Consider the following 18,825-nt stretch of genomic DNA (forward strand, 5'->3'; position numbering starts at 1 on the left):
CTAAAGCAGCTTTTCACCAAGTAAGGAAACCTTCTTTAGCCATTCTTCTCTAAAATCAAGGCTAGAATCTTTTATGGGGGCAATGTAGCTTACTTTGACAGGATTTATGCCGCAAAACTGGAGTGTTCCTTTCTTAAATTGATTAATAGCGGGTTGTTTCATGAAAAGGTAATCATACCATCTTGGCGTGTCTGCCGTGATAATAATTCTGGCAGACTTTCCTTTAAACAATTTCTTTGGAAATGCTTTTCCTTCCATAGGTTCATAGGCAATGTCAGGCAGGAAAGTACGCTCAATAAAACCCTTCATTATTGCCGGATAACCATACCACCACATAGGAAATACCCAAACGAGATGGTCGGCCTCTTTTATTTTTTCAATGGCGGCTGTAAGGTCAGGCTCTAATTCTGTTCTTTTTCTATAACCAAACTTAAGATTAGGGTTGAAGGTTAAATCAGCAATATTGATTTGAGACACAAGAGCATTTGATTTACTTGCTCCCATAAGGTAAGCCTCTGAGAGGGCCTTATTATAGCTTTGTTTATCTGGATGCCCGTTTATAATTAATACCTTTTTCATTTCTTATTCTTTATTTTTCACAAAGGAAAGTCTAAGAAAATGGCTTAGAAAGGACATTTGTCTAATTCGAAATAGACTTCCTAATTCTGCTTAAATGCCTTTGAGTAATTCCCAAATAAGAGGCTAGGTAGGAGAGCGGTATCAATTGTAAAAACTGAGGCTGATTTTTGAGTAAATCTTCATATCGCTTTTCGGCCGTTTCTTTTTGTAAGATGAAAACTCGTTTTTCCATTTTTATATATTCTTGCTCTGCAATGAATTTAAAAAGGCGAAGCCAATTGGTACTGGAAGCTTCTAGTTTTAAAATCTCTTCTCTTGAAATTGAAAACAACTCCACATCGCTTAGAGCTTGGATGTTTTCCAGTGTTTTCCCTTGAGATAAAAAAGACGAATAGGCAGAAACAAAAGAGTTAGAAAAAGTAAAGCAGTAAGTAAGCTCTTCACCAGAAGAAGAGTAATAGTACGACCTAAATAGGCCTGAATTTACAAAAGCGACTTCTTGGCAAGTGGTATCTTCTTTAATGAAGAACTCGCCTTTTTTCAAGTGTTTAGGTTTTACCTTATTGGTAAATACATCAATTTCATCATCTGTTAGTATATCAAATGATTTCAGGTAGGCCTTCATTTCTATCATTATACTAAAGTTTTTAAAGGTCTTATTTAGCTGGCCAATCCCAGTTTAAAAGGTCATTACTCCATGCAATTCCTATGGAAGCATTTTTATCAAAATCGCCTTCATCTTCTATTTTTGGGCCTGAACCATGGAAAAACATAATGTACTTATTTAGTTTAAGTACCGTGCCGGCGGTAATTCTACCTTTTGCCCATTCCCATTTGTCTTGCCCTAAAGTGATGAGGTTTCCCCAGTCTTGCCAGTAGTACAAATCTGAAGAGCGTTTTATCGCAATGCCATTTCTAGGAGAGTGAAATAAGATGTAATCATCCTTTTCATTAAGCACACATACATTTTCGCCAGACTCAGTGTTTCCATGAAATTTCCAGTTTTTCAGGTCATAGCTGTATGACATGCTCACACCGTTTTGCTTGTAAAAGCACCAATATTTTCCTTTTTCATCTTTGTCTTCCAGTAAGTATGGGTCAATCATCCTTCCCATATCAGCAGGTGCCACATCAGGACCTTTTACTTTGATAATTTCAGGCTTTCCCCAGTTTATGAGGTCTTTGCTTCGCATGGTGAATAAGCGGGCATCTTTAGAGCCATATCTTACTTCTTGGTCTGTGGTATGGTTAGGACGCGGATAGGTTTGCAAACATAAAATCCATTCGTCATTGAATTTGATGATGTTTCCAGGACTTGAGAAATCTAATGTTTGGTCTTTAGGTGTAAGAATCTTTTTAGGACTCCAGTTTTTCAAATCTGTAGAGTGACTTTCTGCGGTGTAAGAATAGATTTTGCCGTCCTCGGTTTTAACCAAAGTGAAAAACAGATAAAAGACATTATTATGATAAAGCACCGCAGGGTCACGGTATGCCGTGGTATCATTTCCTTTAAATATAATGGGAGACTCTAGCCGACTAAGAAGCTTGGTTTGTGCTTCTGCCAGAAAGCTTAAAGTGGTGAGTAAAACTAATAAAGAAAGCTTAAGATAGGTTTTCATGGGTTTTGGCTTGGCAGTGATTTCTTGGCTGCTACTGTTTTATTTTAAACAAATTTGTAGTTTATAAAACCGACATTATAGTTTCGAGGGAAGAAGCTTGTTAAGAGCTTCTTTAACCTTCCGATAACAAGAATTTCATAGAGAAATCATCTAATTTGAGTTGGTAGTTTTTAATTTCATTAATAGTTTCTAATAATATTTGAGAGTCTCCTTCTACTATATTCTTTAGCTTTTTTTCAGATAAGGATTGATAATTTATAAAATGTTCAATTAATTCCTTATGAATTTGACGTTTTTGAATAGGAACCACTAAAGACTGAAGTCTATAAATTATATCTTTTAATTTTACTATTAAATGCCTGGTATTATCAAGTGTTTTGGCTAGTTTAATTTTAGGATTGGATTCATGAGTGAATTCTGAGATTTCGTATAGTGGTTTATATCCCATACTCATGATTGTTTTTATCTTAGATTTCCAACCATCAATTAAATAGGTGGGGAGAATCTGAGGGTAGTTTTCAGAAATTTTAGTCAACAGTTTAATGTAAATTTCATTTAAGCTATCAATGTGATTTTGAGTAATTATCCGGTTATGAGCTTCTTCTCTTCGAATTAAATTAAGGTCGTCAATTGATTCTTCGAATTCACTTTTATTATAAAATAAGTGTTTGAAGTCTTTCCAATAGGTTGAAATTATCTTCTTTAACTGTAAAATGTATGTGTATTGTATTAACAATATACCATCGCTTGTCGCATAACCAAATTGATTTACATAAGTGTCCTTTATACTCTTTCCTAATTTATTGTCAAGGGTTAAATTCCACCAATCTTGACCATACTTTTTTGAAAGAATATCCTTTATTATTTCTCGCAAGGTTATTTCAATTTCCGAAATTATTCTTTTTGCAATTCCCAGTCTATAATCATTAGTGTTATCTTGAAATAAAGTAGCCTTCATCCAGTCAATCGAATTACCCATTCCAATTTGTTTGGCACTTTCTTTTGACGACAGAGCGTTCAACAATTCAATATCATTTTCATCGTAAGCACGAGCTGCGTAGAAATTAAAATTTATGTTTTTGTATGGGTTGTCTTTGAAAAATCCATTGAAAAATCCCATGATAATTACCATCTCAGTTTTTATCTCCATGGAATTTGTCGCGTAGGGGTAAAAATCACAAAAAAGAGAATCATTGTTTACAACTTTAATTGATTTGACTCGCACTTTTCGTTTAGAGCCATTAAGGGAATCTAGATTTTCCAACCCAAACTTTATGAAAGACAGAAGTGATGCAAGCGGAATACTTGTTTTATCGATGTTTTTTGAAGTTTTATTAATACAACATTTCTTATACTTAAGTCCACTTCCACATAGACATTTTAAGTTTCTACTTTGATACATTTTAGTTGTCTATTTAATTAGTGGATTTAATACTTTTTCTTATGGTATATTGTTTGGAAGTTCAGTTAACTAATTTACTCAAAAATATAGAATCCCATCTAAAGCTCTGTCCTTATAAGGATAAGAATTCAATGCTTCGTGATTTCCACATTGAACTCTTTTCCTAATCCTCATTAGAAATTAAATCCAAAATGAAGTCCGGGCTCGCCTATGAGATAGTTTGGCCATTTATCATTTAGTGCAGCAAAGGATTCGGGCATTTTTGATTGAATAGGCCTATGTGTTATAGCCAATGAAGGTTCTATAAAAAATCTATTTTTGAACAATTTAAAGTGGTAACCTAAACGGTAAGTATTAAACATTTGATAGCCATTTTTTATTTTGTCACCACTTTCATCTACAAATGTCTGTTTTGCATTCATTACATGAATTGCGGTGTATAAACCTTTGTACCAAAATCGCTGGTAAGCTAATGCAATGCCTATTTCTCTAACATATCCAGGAAACTCTTCTTCAGGAGCGTCATAGGACTCAGAAAAAGGAGAAATACCGAGCGACCAAGCATATTTCCAGGTTTTGGCTTCTATAGAAACCACATCTTTTGGTGTAATTCTATAGCCAAAGTTTAGCTGAACAAAATCTGGTTTATTGGTTTTACTAAAGTTGCCTAGCATAAAAAATGAACTTCCTACAAAACACTTTTTGTATGTGCTATCTTGTTTAGCTTTTTGGGCAAAGCTTTGAGCATTTGCTGCAAAGATTATGGCAATGGCAGTGGTTAAAATTCTATTTTGCATATCGTTAGTTTTTAGTTTTTTGATATAGCAAAATTAGAGGGGAGAAAAGCCTCAAAACGTTCACTTAAGTTAAGAAATGAAAGCTAGCCTTTACTTTTTTTAAGGATTCTAGCTCTTAATCTACTAAGCGATTGTGGTTTTACGCCTAAGTAACTAGCCAACTGATGTTGTGGTACACGCTGTAAAAGGTCTGGTCTTTTTTCTTGCAGAATTATATAGCGTTCTTCTGGAGAAGAAGTTTTAAAATGGTCAAAATTAATTTGCTGTTTGGCTAAAAGCTCCTCCGAAACTAACCTACACATGGTTTCAAATTTTGGAATTTTGGCAAACATATCACCTTCCATGTCAGGATTTGAAACGGTAATAATAGAGTCTTCTGTGGTGGCGATATAAAACTCAGAAGCTTCTTTAGTTAAGACACAGTTGGGCGTTATCCCTTCCATTTCGGTGTAGAAAGCGGTTGTTTTTTCCTCCCCATCTTTTATGTAATATGTTCGTATGCATCCTTTTAAAACGAAATATCCTACTTGTGAACGCTCTCCTTCTTTTAGTAAAACAGTTCCTTTTTTTACCGTTCTAAAAACATCCAAAGAGGATATGGTCTCTTTTTCTTCCACTGTAAGAGGAATGTATTTCTCGATAAAGTCAAATAGTAAGTTTTGCATTTTATCTGTTTTGTGCAGTAGGAAATGTTGAAACTAGCAAGGCAAAAACGACTGTGTAGGAGCTTTTCATAAAGGTGTTTTGAATACTATATTAATGCTCTATTAATGCTCTCAGAGTTTTTGGTATTCTAATTTTGTCTGAGGAGCTGCTCCAAAAATATAGAATACTATTTAAAGCCATGTCCTTTGAGGATAAGAATTCAATGTTCTACCAACCATTTTAGCTGTGGATTTTAATGAATTTAGCTCGTTTTTATGGGCGTGCATATTTCAATCAAAAAGCCATTATTATCTCTTAGATAGCCTACTTTTTGGCCCCAAGGTTTTTCTGTCAATGGAGTAATTTCCGTGGCTCCAGCATCCAAAGCTTTTTGAAAGTCTAGCTCAATGTTTTTAGAAGTAAAGGCCATTTCTGCACCCATTGGCTTTTTAGAGTTTGATATCTCTTCAAAACCATCTTTGAAATTAGAATTGCCAAGCTCTATGGAAGCAAAAGCGATGGTGGTTTCGCCTGAAATCAATTCTCCATAGTCACTTTCAGGGGTGATGAATTTTTGGCTAAAGCCAAAGGCCTTTTCATAAAAACTAATAGTGTCTGAGACACTTTTTACATAAAGAATGGTGTAGGCGTATTTCATGCTTTTCTTGCTATTTTTTCAATAAACTTATCAATAAAAAAACGCAAACTTTAATGAATGCGTCTTTTGCTAAAAATGTTATGCGTTTAAAATTTAATGAGAAACCGCTTTTAAGCCTACAATAGATAAAACCAAGGTGAGTAAGAAAAAGACTCTCAAAAATGTAGTGGGCTCTTTGAATATAAAAATGCCTACTAAAACCTTTTGACACAAAAAAGAATAGCGAATGAGCTTAAACTCATTCGCTATTACATGCAAAAACTATGTTGTTAATTTTACTTCAATCTTTCTAATAATAGTTCCGCTACTAATTCAGAAGATGCTGGATTTTGACCGGTAATTATTAAGCCGTCTTCCACTGCATAAGGACCCCAATCTGCTCCCTTGGAGTAAATTCCGCCATTCATTTTTAACATATCTTCTACCAAAAATGGAACTACAGATGTTAGCTGCACGGCTTCCTCTTCGCCATTAGTAAAGCCAGTTACTTTTTTACCATTGACTAATGGTGTTCCGTCTGTATTTTTTGGATGTTTGAAAATGGCTGGTGCATGACAAACTGCCGCTACAGGCTTATTGTTGTTATAAAAAGCCTCAATCAGAGCAATTGAGTTTTTGTCTTCTGCCAAATCCCATAGTGGCCCATGACCTCCTGGATAAAAAACAGCGTCATAATCTGCCTGATTTATGTCTTCTAATTTTATGGTTTTTGACAATACTTCTTGCGTTGCCTTATCGTCATTAAATCTAACTGTGGCAGGCGTTTGAAAATCTGGCTCATTACTTTTTGGGTCAATTGGAGGTTGACCGCCTTTAGGTGAAGCCAAAGTGATTTCTACGCCTTTGTCTTTTAAAAGATAGTAAGGTGCAGCAAATTCCTCAATCCAAAAACCCGTTTTCTCTCCTGTGTTTCCTAAATCTTCGTGACTGGTTAAAACAAATAATACCTTTTTCATTTTCTCTGTGTTTGTTGTTGACGTTTGTTGTTCTTCAGTCTTGCTGTTACAAGACACTAGCCCTATAATTACGGCGACTAATACGAATAAGTTCTTCATAATTTTATGTTTAAATACAATTCGTTTCGAATTGCTGACACAAAAGTATGATGCTTAAAACGAGAGAAAATTGATGTATGATAAGAAACTACTTTTGAGCTATTTCTTTTCTGATTCTGCTCAAACTTTCTGTGGTGATGCCTAAGTAGGAGGCAATGTGATAGTTTTTTACGCTCTGCTCAATGTTGGGGTAAGTGCTAATAAAAGAAGTGTATCGCTCTTTGGCCGATTGTGACAAACTGCCCAAAATTCTTTTTTGAAAACTAGCGAAGGCTCCTTCCATTTTCTTTCTAAAGAAGGTCTCTAAAGATGGAATTTTGAGGTACAAACCGTCCATGGCTTCTTTGGAAACTTTATACACCACGGCATCTTGAATACAGTCGATAGTCATGATGGCGGTGGAGTTGGTAAAGAACGCCGTATAGTCGCTTATCCACCAGTCTTTAATGGCAAACTGTATGGTGTGCTCTTTACCCGCATTATCTATGAAATAAGTTCTTAAACAGCCGCTAGCTATGAAATATTGATGGTTGACCGTTTTACCTGCATTTAAAAGCGTTGCACCTTTTTCGAGAGTAATTTTCTCGAATTTGCTCTCCACCAGTTTGATTTCATCTTCCGAAAAAGAAATGGTCTTAAAAATTTCTGAGATGATGGAATTTTGAGTTTGCATTTTGGAGCTTCAAGAGAGAATTAAACACTGCGTGCAAAATACGTTAACTTTTCAATAAAGTCTGACCATTATCATACTCGTGCTTGTATTTGAAAGCAAAAAGTCTAGCACTTTTTTTATGGGTAGTCTGTTATAGGCTTATAGATATTTAAAGCTTTATGAAAGAGAAATGGGATGCTAGATATAGCGAAGGGGATTTTGCTTATGGCAAAGAACCAAATGTGTTTTTTAAAGAATGGTTACCGAAATTAGAAGCAGGTACCATTTTAATGCCTGCAGATGGCGAAGGCCGAAATGGCGTTTTTGCTGCAATGCAAGGTTGGAAAGTGACCTCTCTAGATTTAAGTGAAGAAGGAAAAACGAAGGCTTTAAAACTGGCCAAAGAGCAGGGTGTAGAATTGGACTATCTAGTTGGTGATTTATCGGAATTAATTTTTGATAAAGCATCTTTTGATGCCATAGGTCTTATTTATGCCCACTTTGGAGCGGAGAACAAATCTGCCTTACATAAAAAGCTAGACCAATACTTGAAAGTAGGAGGCTATGTCATCTTTGAAGCTTTTAGTAAAAAGCATTTGGAGCTTAGAAAGCAAAACCCAAAAGTAGGTGGGCCAAATAACATAGACACACTATTTTCTAAGGAAGAAATTAGCAACGACTTCAAAAACTATGAAGTGCTATTGTTTGAAGAGCAAGAAATAGAGTTAAACGAGGGAAAATATCATATAGGGAAAGGCTCTGTTATACGTTTTGTGGGAAGAAAGCTAAGCTGAAGTCTTTCTTCTTAGCAGTTAATTGTAAATGCTTTTCGAGGGTTTGAAGAGCTAGAGTCTGGTTTGGCAGGTGGTGTGGACTTACGATATTTTATTCAATTACTCCTCAACAAATCATCAAAAGACGTGTCTTGCCATCTTTTTCTATGGGGGCACGGTGAAGGCATGGCGGAACCTTGCTTTCAGGATGGTCAACTGCTAATCGCCATAGGTTACCCACACCTAAACTGATAGGTATTGCATCTAGTTTGGCCTGATAATGTAGGTCAAAGAAATATTCGGTTAAAAAGGCTTCAAAACCATGGTCTGATTCGCCATGTAGCTTTTTGAGTTCGGCACGTATTTCAGGCACAAGCACTTTTTGAATACCTTGAGCGTTTGGCAAAATATCGCTCGGCTCGCCATAGTATGTACACAAATAGGTGTTGGTAGGCACGGGAGAGCGGTCTACATGGTAAGAGTAGACATCGGTCGGGAAAAGGGGATAGGCATCATCTCGCTCATAGTACTTGATTAAATTCAGACTTGGCGAAGCACCATTTTCCTTCAATACCTTTAAATCGTTTAAAAGAGTTTCTCGAGCCAGTTGTCCCTGCTCACTTAGTTTTAAATCAAGAAGCTCAGCAGTATCAATTTCCGTAATGTTGTCTTTCAGTGCTATGGAATTGACAATCTCCGCGAAATCTCCTTTTAGCTCACGTTTCCAGCAAATGGCATTCACTTCTCCATGAAAAGGCGTAGAAACGAGGTCTTGATAATTCGTAACATGTTGAATTTGACGCTCGTTTGAAGATGAATCTGTCATGATGTTTTTTTAGCGGTTTGAAATCATTTGACGAAAGTAGCAATATTCAAAACCAATCAGCAAAAATGTTGCATTGCGGAAAGGGTAGAAATTGATAATTAAAACTGATAGATTAACGTGAGTTCGATGTAAGAAAGAAGCTTTTAGCTCCAGAGGAGCGTAATATCGGTAGCGTAGGGCGTAAGCTCTACGCAATCAATAGAATATAATAATTTGTTTGGCGAGATTTTGGCAAAAAAAGCCAAAATCATGACAAACTTTACCATTAAATGTCTCATTATAAGTAAAGTATGTTTTAGTCTTACGTCGAACTCACGTTAGATTAATAGAAATTAAATTTCACCGCCAACACTTTACGAAATTCGTGTTCCGTTTTCTACCTTCTTTCCGGGTTCTATTAAAGTGACTTCATTGTGGTCTCCTACACCACCTAAAACAAGGCACTCACTCATCATATTTGCAATTTGCTTTGGCGGAAAGTTAATCACGGCCACTACTTGATTGCCTACCAGTTCTTGAGGTTTGTATAGTTTAGTAATTTGAGCCGAAGTCTTTCTTTGCCCGTAGGCTCCAAAATCAATGATTAATTTATACGCAGGGTTTCTAACCTCTTTAAATTCTTCGGCAGAAATGACAGTTCCTATCCTCATTTCTACTTTCAGAAAATCATTCCAAGTTAGTTTTTCATTAGTTCCTGTTTCCATTACGGTTTGATATAGGTTATTATAACCTTGCTATTTAATGTAAAATTAAGGTTTTCGAGCATTTAGTTTGGAGAATTTAGACCAAGTTTATTGCCTTCTGTATCTAAAAACAAAGCAAAATATCCGACATTATCAGCATGAGCCGTTTTTGGAAGAAGAACTTGGCCTCCATTTTTTTCGACCTTATCAAGAATGTTTTGAAGATTATCTCCACCGTTTAAATAGATGGTTACACCATCAGCGGATGGATTGTAGCCTTCGCCCTTCATAATAACCCCCGTAACCATTTGTTCTTCGTATGGGAATATTCCCATTTCCATTCCTGGCATTTCCATTTTTTCAATGTGAATGTCTAAAATGGCTTGATAAAAATCTACAGCTCTTGAAATATCTGTAGCTGGAATTTCAAAAAGGGAAACGTGACTTTTCATTTCGTTTGTTTTTAAGTTAGACTCAACCGTACTAGTCTCGGTTTTTGATTTATCTGCTGTGTTGCAGGATGTAAATTGTAAGGAGATTAATATGGCTGTGTAAAGAATCGTTTTTTTCATACTGTTCTGTTTTTTTGATAAAACAAATTTAGGCTATTTGCCTTAGCTGAAATTGTAAAAATGCGACACTTTGGCTATTTATAAAAATGGCTAGAAAGTGCCATGTTTTCATTCCCTAAAAACTCTTTTGGGTTAATTCCAGTAAACTCTTTGAAGTCTTTTATGAAATGAGCTTGGTCAAAGTATTCGCTTTGATAAGCAATGTTGGTTAGGTTTTCGGCCTTTTTATTGAGCAGCATTTTTAATGCCGTTTGTAGTCTTATTACTTTACCTAATTGCTTTGGACTAACACCTATTTGTTTGATGAAATTTCTTTCGAGTTGCCTTCTTTTAGATAAGTCATCTTTTAAAATAGTACTTATAGATGCTGTTCCATTTGTAGATAAAAGGGCATCAATGGTCTGTTTTACAATGTTGTCAATGATGGTTTTATTGTTCAGCTTAGCTAGAAGAAACTCTTCTATGATTTCTATTCGCTGCTTACTGTCTTTGGCTTGAATTATTTTTTGTTCCAGTTCTTTAGCCTTATTTTCTTCAAACAATTCCCCCAAAGGTGTTTCCTTATTCGCTAAATCTTTAATAGGAATGGCTACAAAGTTTGCAAAACCGTATGGGTAAAAACGAATAGCAAAGGTGTTGACATAGCCAGTTGGCTCAATGTAAAAGGGTTGAATTGTTTGACCCAAAACCATTGCTCGAGGTTGTAAGATGAATTCATCTTTGGAAGTATACCGCTTTATGTCATCTCCAAGTATGAATGCCATTTCAATGCAGCCATCAGGTATAATTCGCTGTCGCTCTGGCTCTTTTTGGGCAGGAACTTCTAAAGTCCAATAACAACTTACAAGTGGGGCTAAATCGGTATGTGGTTCAAATGTTTGATAGTTCATGAGTTACTCATATTAACGCACAGCTTTACGTATTTTGATAAGCATATCCTGTTTATCTCTAGAACTAAGCTAAGCGTTTTTTGACTTAGTCTAAAGTATTGGTTGCTATAAGTGAAACACTATGGTTTGTGGCAGCTTTGGAAACTGTTTTTCAAAAGCCAAGGAAGAGGCTTTTCAACACTCCACCTAAGCTAGCGAAGCTTAGGTGAGCTAATAAGCAATGGTCTGAAAGAAGTCGCTACTTTCTCTTTTTCTTTTTCATGTTCTGGATTTTGTCACCACGCCTGATTGGTTTTTTGTAACGTTCCTTTATAATTCGCTCGTAGCTTTTTCTTTCCTTTTTCTCTTTACTGTTTTTAGCCGATTTTTCTTGGAAAGAAGCTCCTCTATCTATTTCAGACTTTTTATGGTTTATCTCCTCCTGAATCTCAGGTTTTTCCTTTTCCTCTGGTGTAAGTTGGCCATTTATTGCCACCTCTTCAGGCCATTCCATTGCCGGAATGGTATATTTCATCAAAGTCTCAATTTCGTCTTTTAAAGGTTCTTCTTTCTCTGTATAAAGAAGAATAGCTTTCCCTAATTGCTCTGCTCGGCCAGTTCGGCCAATGCGGTGCATATAGTTTTCTGCATAAAAAGGGGCATCAAAACTGATAACATGACTGATTTTGTCAATGTCAATTCCACGGGCAATAACATCTGTGGCAATAAGAATTCTGCTGGTTCCAGTTTCAAACTTTTCAATGGAATTGGTACGGTGATTTTGCTCTTTGCTGGAGTGAATCACAGACATGTCAGAATCAAAATCTAAAGTTTCAAAGAGCCTGTCGGCATTAATTTTAGTCCCAACAAAAATCAAAACCTTATTGTATTCCTCCTTGTCAGCTAATAAATGGTTTAATAAATTAACCTTGGTGTAAAAGTTAGGAACAGCATATTTTACCTGGCTAATGTTTTCTAATGGCGTACCACTAAGCGATATGGTTTTCTTAACAGGATTGATCAGAAAAGTGTCAATGAGTTCATCTACATAAGTAGTCATGGTGGCAGAAAATAGGATGTTCTGCCTTTTAGTGGGTAGGTGTTCAAAAATGTTTTTCAGCTGCGTTTTATAACCAAAATCAAGCATGATATCCACTTCGTCAATTACCAGTTTTTTGACAGACTTTAGTCTTAATACATTACTGATAACCAAGTCATACAGTCGCCTTGGCGTACCCACTATAATGTCAATACCTTCTGCTACGGCTATTTTTTGACCTTTTATATTATTAGTACCACCATAAACGCCCAAGGTTCTTACGCTGATATAAGGCGTAAGTTTTTCTATTTGCTCCACTATCTGAATAACCAGTTCTCTGGTAGGAGCTAGTATTACAACTCTTGGGTTGGCTTGTTCTGAAAACGCCAAGTCTTGCAAGATTGGAAGTAAATAAGCTATGGTTTTCCCTGTTCCGGTTTGTGCTATTCCCACAAAATCGAAACCACCCATGATGGTAGAAAAGGACTCCTCTTGAATAGGAGTGGGCGTGGTGAAGCCTAAATCGGCAATGGCATTACCTAGCTGTTTTTTTATCTTGAAGTGTTCAAACGTATTCATTTTGCAAAGTAATCGAGAAAAAGCTTGCGGAACCCTCCTTTAGGCTAATATTTTGAAAACCTTTGGTAGGAATTATTAGCCGGTGTTTTTCATGATTAGGCGTTTATATCTTTAGAAAGGCCATTAAACCGAATTGCTATATTCTAATTAAAAGAATTTTTAAAATCTATTTAGACTTAAATTGTTTGCTTAGGTCCAATTATTGAAAATTGCATTATTTTAAGTCGTTTAGGTCCTTGTTTAACAGTTGTTTGGATATTTCATTCAGGCTTTCAAAGCTACCCTCAAAATGGTAAGTCTTATGCGTATGCTTTATAGATTCTCCAGGTTTTAATGCTTCAGCATTTGAAGACGATTCTAATTCATAAAAAGGTCCTAGTTGGTCTCCATTTTCTAAAGGACCGTCGTTATAAGAATTTACCACATCGCCACTATAAGGATTTTCTTGAATTCTCCATTCCGAGCTTACATAAGTGGCCTCTGTATTAAATGTATAGTTTATGATGGTAAGTGTTTGCTTGTCTGCATCATAGCTTCCTACGTAAGGCAGCACGTTTTGTGGAGGAATTCCAAGTTTAAAGCGAGCCTTGCCATCACCTTTAAACATCACATGCTTATCTGTTATATCGAGCTTACCGGGAGGAATGGTACCGAAATAAGATGTATTTAGAGCCAGAGAATCTTTATACGGAAGAATCACGGTGGTGTTTTTTGTAGGCATATACATCCCCAAAATCCAGATGGATAATAGGCCTGTATCTTTAGACCATGCCTGTTCTCCTACATTTACTATTTCATTATTAGATTGATATCCTACAAAATGGATATTAGCGGGCATTTCTAGCCCCAAATCTTCTTGTATTTGTTTTTCGTTGAATATGGATATTTTTCGGTTTACCTCAATGTCGAATTTGAAATCCTGATAATTAAGAAAGGACATCTTTTTCTGAAAAAGTACTTCTTTACTTGATTGATTGATGATTTCATAAGTTTCCTTGTCTATTTCTTTTGGTGTATACCAGTTGTCAAAGGTAAATTCACTCCCTTTTTTAAAGAATATAGAATATTGTCCTCCCTCTGGACCCATCCAAAAACGTTCTTCGCCTCCAAACGGACTGAAATGCTCTTCAAACTTACCAGAAGCTATTAGGTCATAATTTAACCAGCCGTAGCTGTTTCCTTCTAGTCCTTTTGCGGTACTGGTCATCACTCTTCCTTGTAATTCGGGTAAAACGATGAGTTGACTTTTTCCCTCTTCTAGGGTAATTACCTTTTGATATTCTTTTAGGAAATTTAAATCATAGGCAAAACTGCCTTTTGGAGCCTCTGGTTTGGACGAACAATTAGTCATAAGTAAAATAATACTGCTGTATAATAGGGTTGAAAAAAAGTGTTCATACTGCTTATTCAAAAGTTGAAGCAATTACGTTTTATTTAGAGGAATTTAACACCTCAAATTTGTTCTTTTTCTAGAAATTTTGATTGGCAAATTGTTTTCTTTTGGCTAAATCTCTTTTGAACAGAATCTATCAATAAAGTTACTGCGACTATCCTTCTACATCAAATCCAATTTCCGGTTTGTGCTATTCGCACAAAATCTAAATCAAGCATGAAGCTAGAAAAGTACTCCAGCAGAATGAGAGTGGACTATATAAAACCTAAATATTTTTAATCCTTCTTTAAGTTAATAGTAGGGATTTGAACAATTTCAAAGGTAGCAGAAGCTAGTTGTATTTTACCATCCGTTTTTAGAATCTCCGTTCCGATAAGCTCATGTAGGATGTTTTTGGTATATCTTCTTTTTTTGTAATCGACGATATATCTCAGATTGAACTGTATCCAATTATCTGTCATAGTAATGGCGAGCGTAGGTTCTACTTGAGCATTCTCAATGTAATACTTATTGACAACCTGATTCCATTCTGAAATAGACTGCGAAACATATTCCGCTAAGGTTTCAGATGCAATTTTGATGACTATCTTTTTTGCTAATTCGATGTCAGAACCATATTTAATAGGAAGGTTAAATTCGTCCCAAACAAAGGGGAAGTCTTTTGAGTAATTATAGACAGGGCCTTTGAAAACAAATGCATTGCTGAGTTTTACTATTCTTCCGCTATAGTTATCACTGGAAACCCATTCACCAATTTCCATCATGGTAGTGTAAACGCTATCAATGTCAATTACATCGCCTTTAATATTGTTGATTTCTATTCTATCACCTGGTTTATAGACACCGATGAAAAATATATAAATAGAGCCTGCAATGCTTAAAATTAACTCTTGCAATGTTATTGTAATGCCTGCCGTAAGGAGGCCAATAGCTAATGCAAAGTCTTTTATGCTTCCTGTAAAGAATGATATTGTAATTAAAATCAGTAGTATATACCCAACAACCTCAATTGCTTTTTGTGATTTATATCTTATACCAACATCAGGAAGTTTTTTCCTCAGTAGCCTTCTTAGAAATGCAATAGTGAGTAAAACAGATAGAACCCAAATTAAATACTTGAAAATATTGGAAGAAGTAGGGTGTTCCGTTATCCATAAGTTTATATTCTCAATTATTTCCATCACTCGTAAAAGTTTATTGTATTCTAAAAGTAGAATAAGATTCTTTTAGAGCAACTTTTTTTGGAGGCTAATGGCAATATTATGATATAAGTCTTAAAACGTTTTAGGAGTCTTATAAGAAAAGTGTTGGACGGGAGAACTTCGTCTTAATAGCTTTATTTCGCCGCTTTAGGAATGAAAAAGAGGTGGGGGGAGGCGTTGAACTTGATATCGCAGTGCCCCTTGCGAGACACTGCGAAGCGAATTATAGGTAGAAAAAAAGTCTATTATTTGTGCAGACTTTCATAGGGCTGAGTTTTAGGACTCAGCTAACAGCTGTGTCAATACTTGCTTAAACACATCTGTAGGTTGTGCACCCGTAACGGCACTTTTTCTGTTAAAAACTATGGTAGGAACAGAGCTTATGCCGAGGCTTTGCCAGTAAGCTTCTTTAGATTTTACTTCTTTACGGGCAGTCTCATCATCTAACTTTGATAATGCCTCTTCTGCATTTAAGCCTACATCTAGTAAAGCTTGCTTTAGAACGCTTCGCTGTGAAACATCTTTTCTTTCGCTAAAAAAGGCTGTCATTAAACGCATCTTGAGTTCAGTCTGTTTGCCAAAAGCATGGGCATATTCCAATAGAACATGAGCCTCAAAGGTGTTTGCCATTCGCATTTCGTCAAAGTAATCGAAAGTGAAACCAACTTCGGCACCAGCATTAGTCATGTGCTGCTGTGAGGCTTTTTGCTGCTCTAGCGTTGAGCTGTACTTTTCTGTTATATGCTCTCGCAAATTTTGCCCTTCCTTTGACATATTTGGGTTGAGCTCAAAAGGTTGCCACTCAATTTCTACTTGGTCTTCAATACCTAGCTCTGAGATAGCTTTTTCCAGACGTTTGTAACCGATGGTGCACCATGGGCACACCACATCAGATACAATATCAATTTTTAATTTCTCGGTCATTTTAATGCTTTTTGAAGTGAAGGCTAATTAAACTAGTTCGCTAATTTGAACTTGTGGCTGCACATTGGTGAAGTTAGGAAGGTCTGCCAAAATCTCTTGAGCATTGGCTCCAAATGAGCTTTGAAACGATTCTAAGGAAGCAAAAGTTATGTTTGCAATCGCTACAAAGGGTGCTACAGAGCCGGGTGTGGCTCCAGATAATCCAAAATTTACGTCAGACGAAACGATAGCATCGCCTAATAAATCTGTGAGTAATTGACCATGTTGCTTTGTATAATAATCTTTGTCAAATTCTAAATCAGCACTGTTTGGGTATAATACGGTTAATTTAATCATCTTTATAATTTATTGTTTGAGATGGCTTTTCTCACGATGAAGCCATTTATTTTACTGAAGCTTTTCAGTGAGAATACTCTTTTGGCCATCATTACCATCATCTTGTTCATAAAACCGGGAATAATGGTTGCCTTTTTGCCAATGCTGCTTAAAGCTATTTGTGCTGCTTCAGATGGTTTCATGCTGGTCATTGGTATTTTTGACCAATCCACGCCATTGTCTGCCACCATATTGGTTTCAGTTAATCCTGGAGCCAGTACACTAATGTCTACATTGTGTTCTTTAAGTTCTGGATATAGTGAAAGCCCAAGTTGGTGTACATAGGCTTTAGTGGCAGCATAATTACTGAAGTAAGGGGAGGGCATTAAACCAACCAAGCTAGAAACGAGCAAGATTCCTCCTTGTTGAGCTGCAGACATTTTCTTAGCAAAATGATTGGTTAGCAAATACGTAGACGTAATGTTTAGCTTAATCATTTGCAATTCTTTAGCTTCTGAAATTTTGGTGAAACTTCCGTTATTTTCCATTCCAGCACTATGAATAAGCATCCCAATTTCTTGCTTATCTATTTCATCTAAAAAGTCTAGTGTTGCTTTTTCATCAGATAAGTCCACAGAGAAAGTTTGAGCTTCTATTTGATATAGTGCTGAAATTTCTTCGGCTATAGCACGTAGATTTTCTTTATTTCTAGCTACTAAAATAGGTTCTATTCCTTGTTTAGCTAGTTCTAAAGCAAAGGCTTTTCCTATGCCTGATGAACCGCCAGTAACTACTGCTTTGTTTCCGTATTTTGATTTTAAGTTTTGCATGTCTTGGTTTTAGATGTTTGAAAAATCTTCCGTATTTAAACGGAAGATAGTCAATCATTTTGTGTTTTGATTAAGATGCTACGGCTTCCTTTGACCAAGCGAAAGGTTGGAATGGAGCATCTACAGGTGTATTAGCAACATGGTTGGTATAGTTACTAATTACTTTCTGGGACAGTCCTAAAATGATTTCTAACACTTGTCTTTCTTCATAACCAGCGGCATAAAATGCTTGCAATTCTTCAGATGTTACATGTCCACGGTTACGTACAATTATTAAAGTCATAGTACGTAAAGCTTCTAACTTTGGGTTTTCTAGTGGCGTTTCATTACGCAATGCATCTGTAATGCTCTGGTCTACTTTCATCATATTGGCAATAGCCGTATGTGCAGGAACACAGTAATGACACTCATGCTCTACGTTTATGGTTTGCCATACTACGGTCAACTCTTCTTTATCAAAAGAAGAATTTGTAAACAGTTTGTGTATGGTTTGGTAAGCCTCCAGTATTTCAGGAGCTCCTGCTAATACGCCATGTAAGCCAGGTATCATTCCGTTCGCTTTTAAAGACTGCTCTAATAATGCTTTACTAGCTTCTGGTGCTGTTTCTAGGTTGTGTACTGTTAATGTTGTCATAATTTTTGTTGTTTACTTGTTGATAATTTTCTAAACGTTCGTTTAGAAATGGCTCAAAAAAAGTCTGGTTTGTTATTTTAAACTAAACTATCGTTTAGTTATTGATTAAAAAAAGGTCTAAATGTTCTTAAATATTAATTCTATATAATCTTCTATTTCTTCTTTGCTATTCACACGGGAAGCAGCTGCTAGGCCATGCTTTGCTAAGAGAAGAAAGTTTGCTTGTTTCATGACGGTCTCTTCATCCTTTGATGTATCCATCCTTAGCTTTTCTATGAATAAACCCTTTAGGTTTACCATAAATGAATCCATTTGCTCTTTTATAAGCTCATCTTCCTTTTCGACAAATTCATTGTAGGTATTTGTTAGTAAGCACCCTTTTTGATAGCCATCATGGTCGGCAATGTTTACAGAGTCATAAAAGAATTCCTTTATACTGTCAACACCATTAGTCGCATTTTGAAATTTATCAAAGATGCTTTTAACCTTGTTCTTGTAGCTTTTAAGGCTTTCAAGAAAAACGCCATGTTTGCTTCCAAAACTAGCGTATATAGAAAACTTGTTGATGCCCATTGCCTTTTCCAGCATCTGCATCGACGTCGTCTCATAACCGTTTTGCCAGAATAAATTCATAGCTTTTTCGATTACTTCTTCTTCTATATATTCTTTTTTTCTTGCCATTGTTTTCTAATACATTGCAAAACTAACCAATCGTTTAGAAATAAAAAAATATCTACACTTTTTCTTTGCCATATTTTTGTACGTAAGTTGTAATTGAG

At 35.9% G+C, this 18,825-nt stretch carries 22 protein-coding genes; 1 reads left to right on the forward strand and 21 read right to left on the reverse strand.

Annotated features, from left to right (window positions below):
• The 9 genes from AC0L6O_RS10830 to AC0L6O_RS10870 all read right to left on the reverse strand — a co-directional run bounded on the left by AC0L6O_RS10830 (position 1) and on the right by AC0L6O_RS10870 (position 7,428).
• The gene (locus AC0L6O_RS10830) at positions 1 to 579 is read right to left on the reverse strand and encodes an NAD(P)H-dependent oxidoreductase (RefSeq protein WP_473308467.1); all 579 of its coding nucleotides are present in this window, start codon (positions 577 to 579) and stop codon (positions 1 to 3) included.
• A gap of 61 nt (positions 580 to 640) precedes the next feature.
• Positions 641 to 1,213 carry a Crp/Fnr family transcriptional regulator gene (locus tag AC0L6O_RS10835; RefSeq protein ID WP_473308468.1) on the reverse strand — a complete coding sequence of 191 codons (573 nt, stop codon included), beginning with the start codon at positions 1,211 to 1,213 and terminating at the stop codon, positions 641 to 643.
• Between the two features lie 22 nt (positions 1,214 to 1,235).
• Positions 1,236 to 2,198, reverse strand: a complete 963-nt coding sequence (locus tag AC0L6O_RS10840) for a glycoside hydrolase family protein (protein WP_473308470.1) — start codon at positions 2,196 to 2,198, stop codon at positions 1,236 to 1,238.
• 112 nt (positions 2,199 to 2,310) lie between these two features.
• Positions 2,311 to 3,600, reverse strand: coding sequence for an SEC-C domain-containing protein (locus AC0L6O_RS10845; protein WP_473308471.1), 1,290 nt, complete (start codon positions 3,598 to 3,600; stop codon positions 2,311 to 2,313).
• Positions 3,601 to 3,773: 173 nt separating this feature from the next.
• Positions 3,774 to 4,397 (reverse strand): hypothetical protein, encoded by a 624-nt coding sequence (locus AC0L6O_RS10850; protein ID WP_473308473.1) that lies wholly within the window; start codon positions 4,395 to 4,397, stop codon positions 3,774 to 3,776.
• A gap of 83 nt (positions 4,398 to 4,480) precedes the next feature.
• Complete coding sequence (locus AC0L6O_RS10855; RefSeq protein WP_473308474.1) at positions 4,481 to 5,062, reverse strand: Crp/Fnr family transcriptional regulator; 582 nt, start codon at positions 5,060 to 5,062, stop codon at positions 4,481 to 4,483.
• Between the two features lie 242 nt (positions 5,063 to 5,304).
• Entirely contained in the window at positions 5,305 to 5,700 is a 396-nt protein-coding gene (locus AC0L6O_RS10860; protein ID WP_473308475.1) for a VOC family protein, read from the reverse strand.
• A 275-nt stretch (positions 5,701 to 5,975) separates the two neighbouring features.
• Entirely contained in the window at positions 5,976 to 6,656 is a 681-nt protein-coding gene (locus AC0L6O_RS10865; protein WP_473308476.1) for a type 1 glutamine amidotransferase domain-containing protein, read from the reverse strand.
• 187 nt (positions 6,657 to 6,843) lie between these two features.
• Entirely contained in the window at positions 6,844 to 7,428 is a 585-nt protein-coding gene (locus AC0L6O_RS10870) for a Crp/Fnr family transcriptional regulator (protein ID WP_473308478.1), read from the reverse strand.
• A 158-nt stretch (positions 7,429 to 7,586) separates the two neighbouring features.
• On the opposite strand from AC0L6O_RS10870, the gene AC0L6O_RS10875 reads away from it, so the two are divergent.
• Positions 7,587 to 8,201, forward strand: coding sequence for a class I SAM-dependent methyltransferase (locus AC0L6O_RS10875; RefSeq protein ID WP_473308479.1), 615 nt, complete (start codon positions 7,587 to 7,589; stop codon positions 8,199 to 8,201).
• Positions 8,202 to 8,307: 106 nt separating this feature from the next.
• Here the strand turns inward: AC0L6O_RS10875 and AC0L6O_RS10880 are convergent, their stop codons facing one another.
• From AC0L6O_RS10880 to AC0L6O_RS10935, 12 genes are all read right to left on the reverse strand, one after another.
• Positions 8,308 to 9,006 carry a hypothetical protein gene (locus AC0L6O_RS10880; RefSeq protein ID WP_473308480.1) on the reverse strand — a complete coding sequence of 233 codons (699 nt, stop codon included), beginning with the start codon at positions 9,004 to 9,006 and terminating at the stop codon, positions 8,308 to 8,310.
• A 353-nt stretch (positions 9,007 to 9,359) separates the two neighbouring features.
• Entirely contained in the window at positions 9,360 to 9,710 is a 351-nt protein-coding gene (locus tag AC0L6O_RS10885; RefSeq protein WP_473308481.1) for a tRNA-binding protein, read from the reverse strand.
• 62 nt (positions 9,711 to 9,772) lie between these two features.
• On the reverse strand, positions 9,773 to 10,261 hold the full coding sequence (locus AC0L6O_RS10890) for a VOC family protein (protein WP_473308483.1): 489 nt from the start codon (positions 10,259 to 10,261) through the stop codon (positions 9,773 to 9,775).
• Positions 10,262 to 10,335: 74 nt separating this feature from the next.
• The gene (locus tag AC0L6O_RS10895; protein ID WP_473308484.1) at positions 10,336 to 11,151 is read right to left on the reverse strand and encodes an AraC family transcriptional regulator; all 816 of its coding nucleotides are present in this window, start codon (positions 11,149 to 11,151) and stop codon (positions 10,336 to 10,338) included.
• A gap of 238 nt (positions 11,152 to 11,389) precedes the next feature.
• Entirely contained in the window at positions 11,390 to 12,748 is a 1,359-nt protein-coding gene (locus tag AC0L6O_RS10900) for a DEAD/DEAH box helicase (protein WP_473302318.1), read from the reverse strand.
• A gap of 214 nt (positions 12,749 to 12,962) precedes the next feature.
• Complete coding sequence (locus AC0L6O_RS10905; RefSeq protein ID WP_473302319.1) at positions 12,963 to 14,099, reverse strand: DUF6786 family protein; 1,137 nt, start codon at positions 14,097 to 14,099, stop codon at positions 12,963 to 12,965.
• Between the two features lie 317 nt (positions 14,100 to 14,416).
• On the reverse strand, positions 14,417 to 15,322 hold the full coding sequence (locus AC0L6O_RS10910; protein ID WP_473308520.1) for a mechanosensitive ion channel family protein: 906 nt from the start codon (positions 15,320 to 15,322) through the stop codon (positions 14,417 to 14,419).
• A gap of 297 nt (positions 15,323 to 15,619) precedes the next feature.
• Positions 15,620 to 16,267 (reverse strand): DsbA family oxidoreductase, encoded by a 648-nt coding sequence (locus AC0L6O_RS10915; RefSeq protein WP_473302320.1) that lies wholly within the window; start codon positions 16,265 to 16,267, stop codon positions 15,620 to 15,622.
• A gap of 27 nt (positions 16,268 to 16,294) precedes the next feature.
• A complete protein-coding gene (locus AC0L6O_RS10920) occupies positions 16,295 to 16,603 on the reverse strand; it encodes an EthD family reductase (protein WP_473302322.1) in 309 nt (102 codons plus the stop codon).
• Positions 16,604 to 16,605: 2 nt separating this feature from the next.
• Positions 16,606 to 17,412 (reverse strand): SDR family NAD(P)-dependent oxidoreductase, encoded by an 807-nt coding sequence (locus AC0L6O_RS10925; RefSeq protein ID WP_473302323.1) that lies wholly within the window; start codon positions 17,410 to 17,412, stop codon positions 16,606 to 16,608.
• 70 nt (positions 17,413 to 17,482) lie between these two features.
• Positions 17,483 to 18,046 carry a carboxymuconolactone decarboxylase family protein gene (locus AC0L6O_RS10930; RefSeq protein WP_473302325.1) on the reverse strand — a complete coding sequence of 188 codons (564 nt, stop codon included), beginning with the start codon at positions 18,044 to 18,046 and terminating at the stop codon, positions 17,483 to 17,485.
• Positions 18,047 to 18,163: 117 nt separating this feature from the next.
• Entirely contained in the window at positions 18,164 to 18,727 is a 564-nt protein-coding gene (locus AC0L6O_RS10935) for a TetR/AcrR family transcriptional regulator (protein ID WP_473302326.1), read from the reverse strand.
• Positions 18,728 to 18,825 lie beyond the last annotated feature (98 nt).

Source organism: Arcticibacterium sp. GJ41-1 (assembly GCF_055808875.1).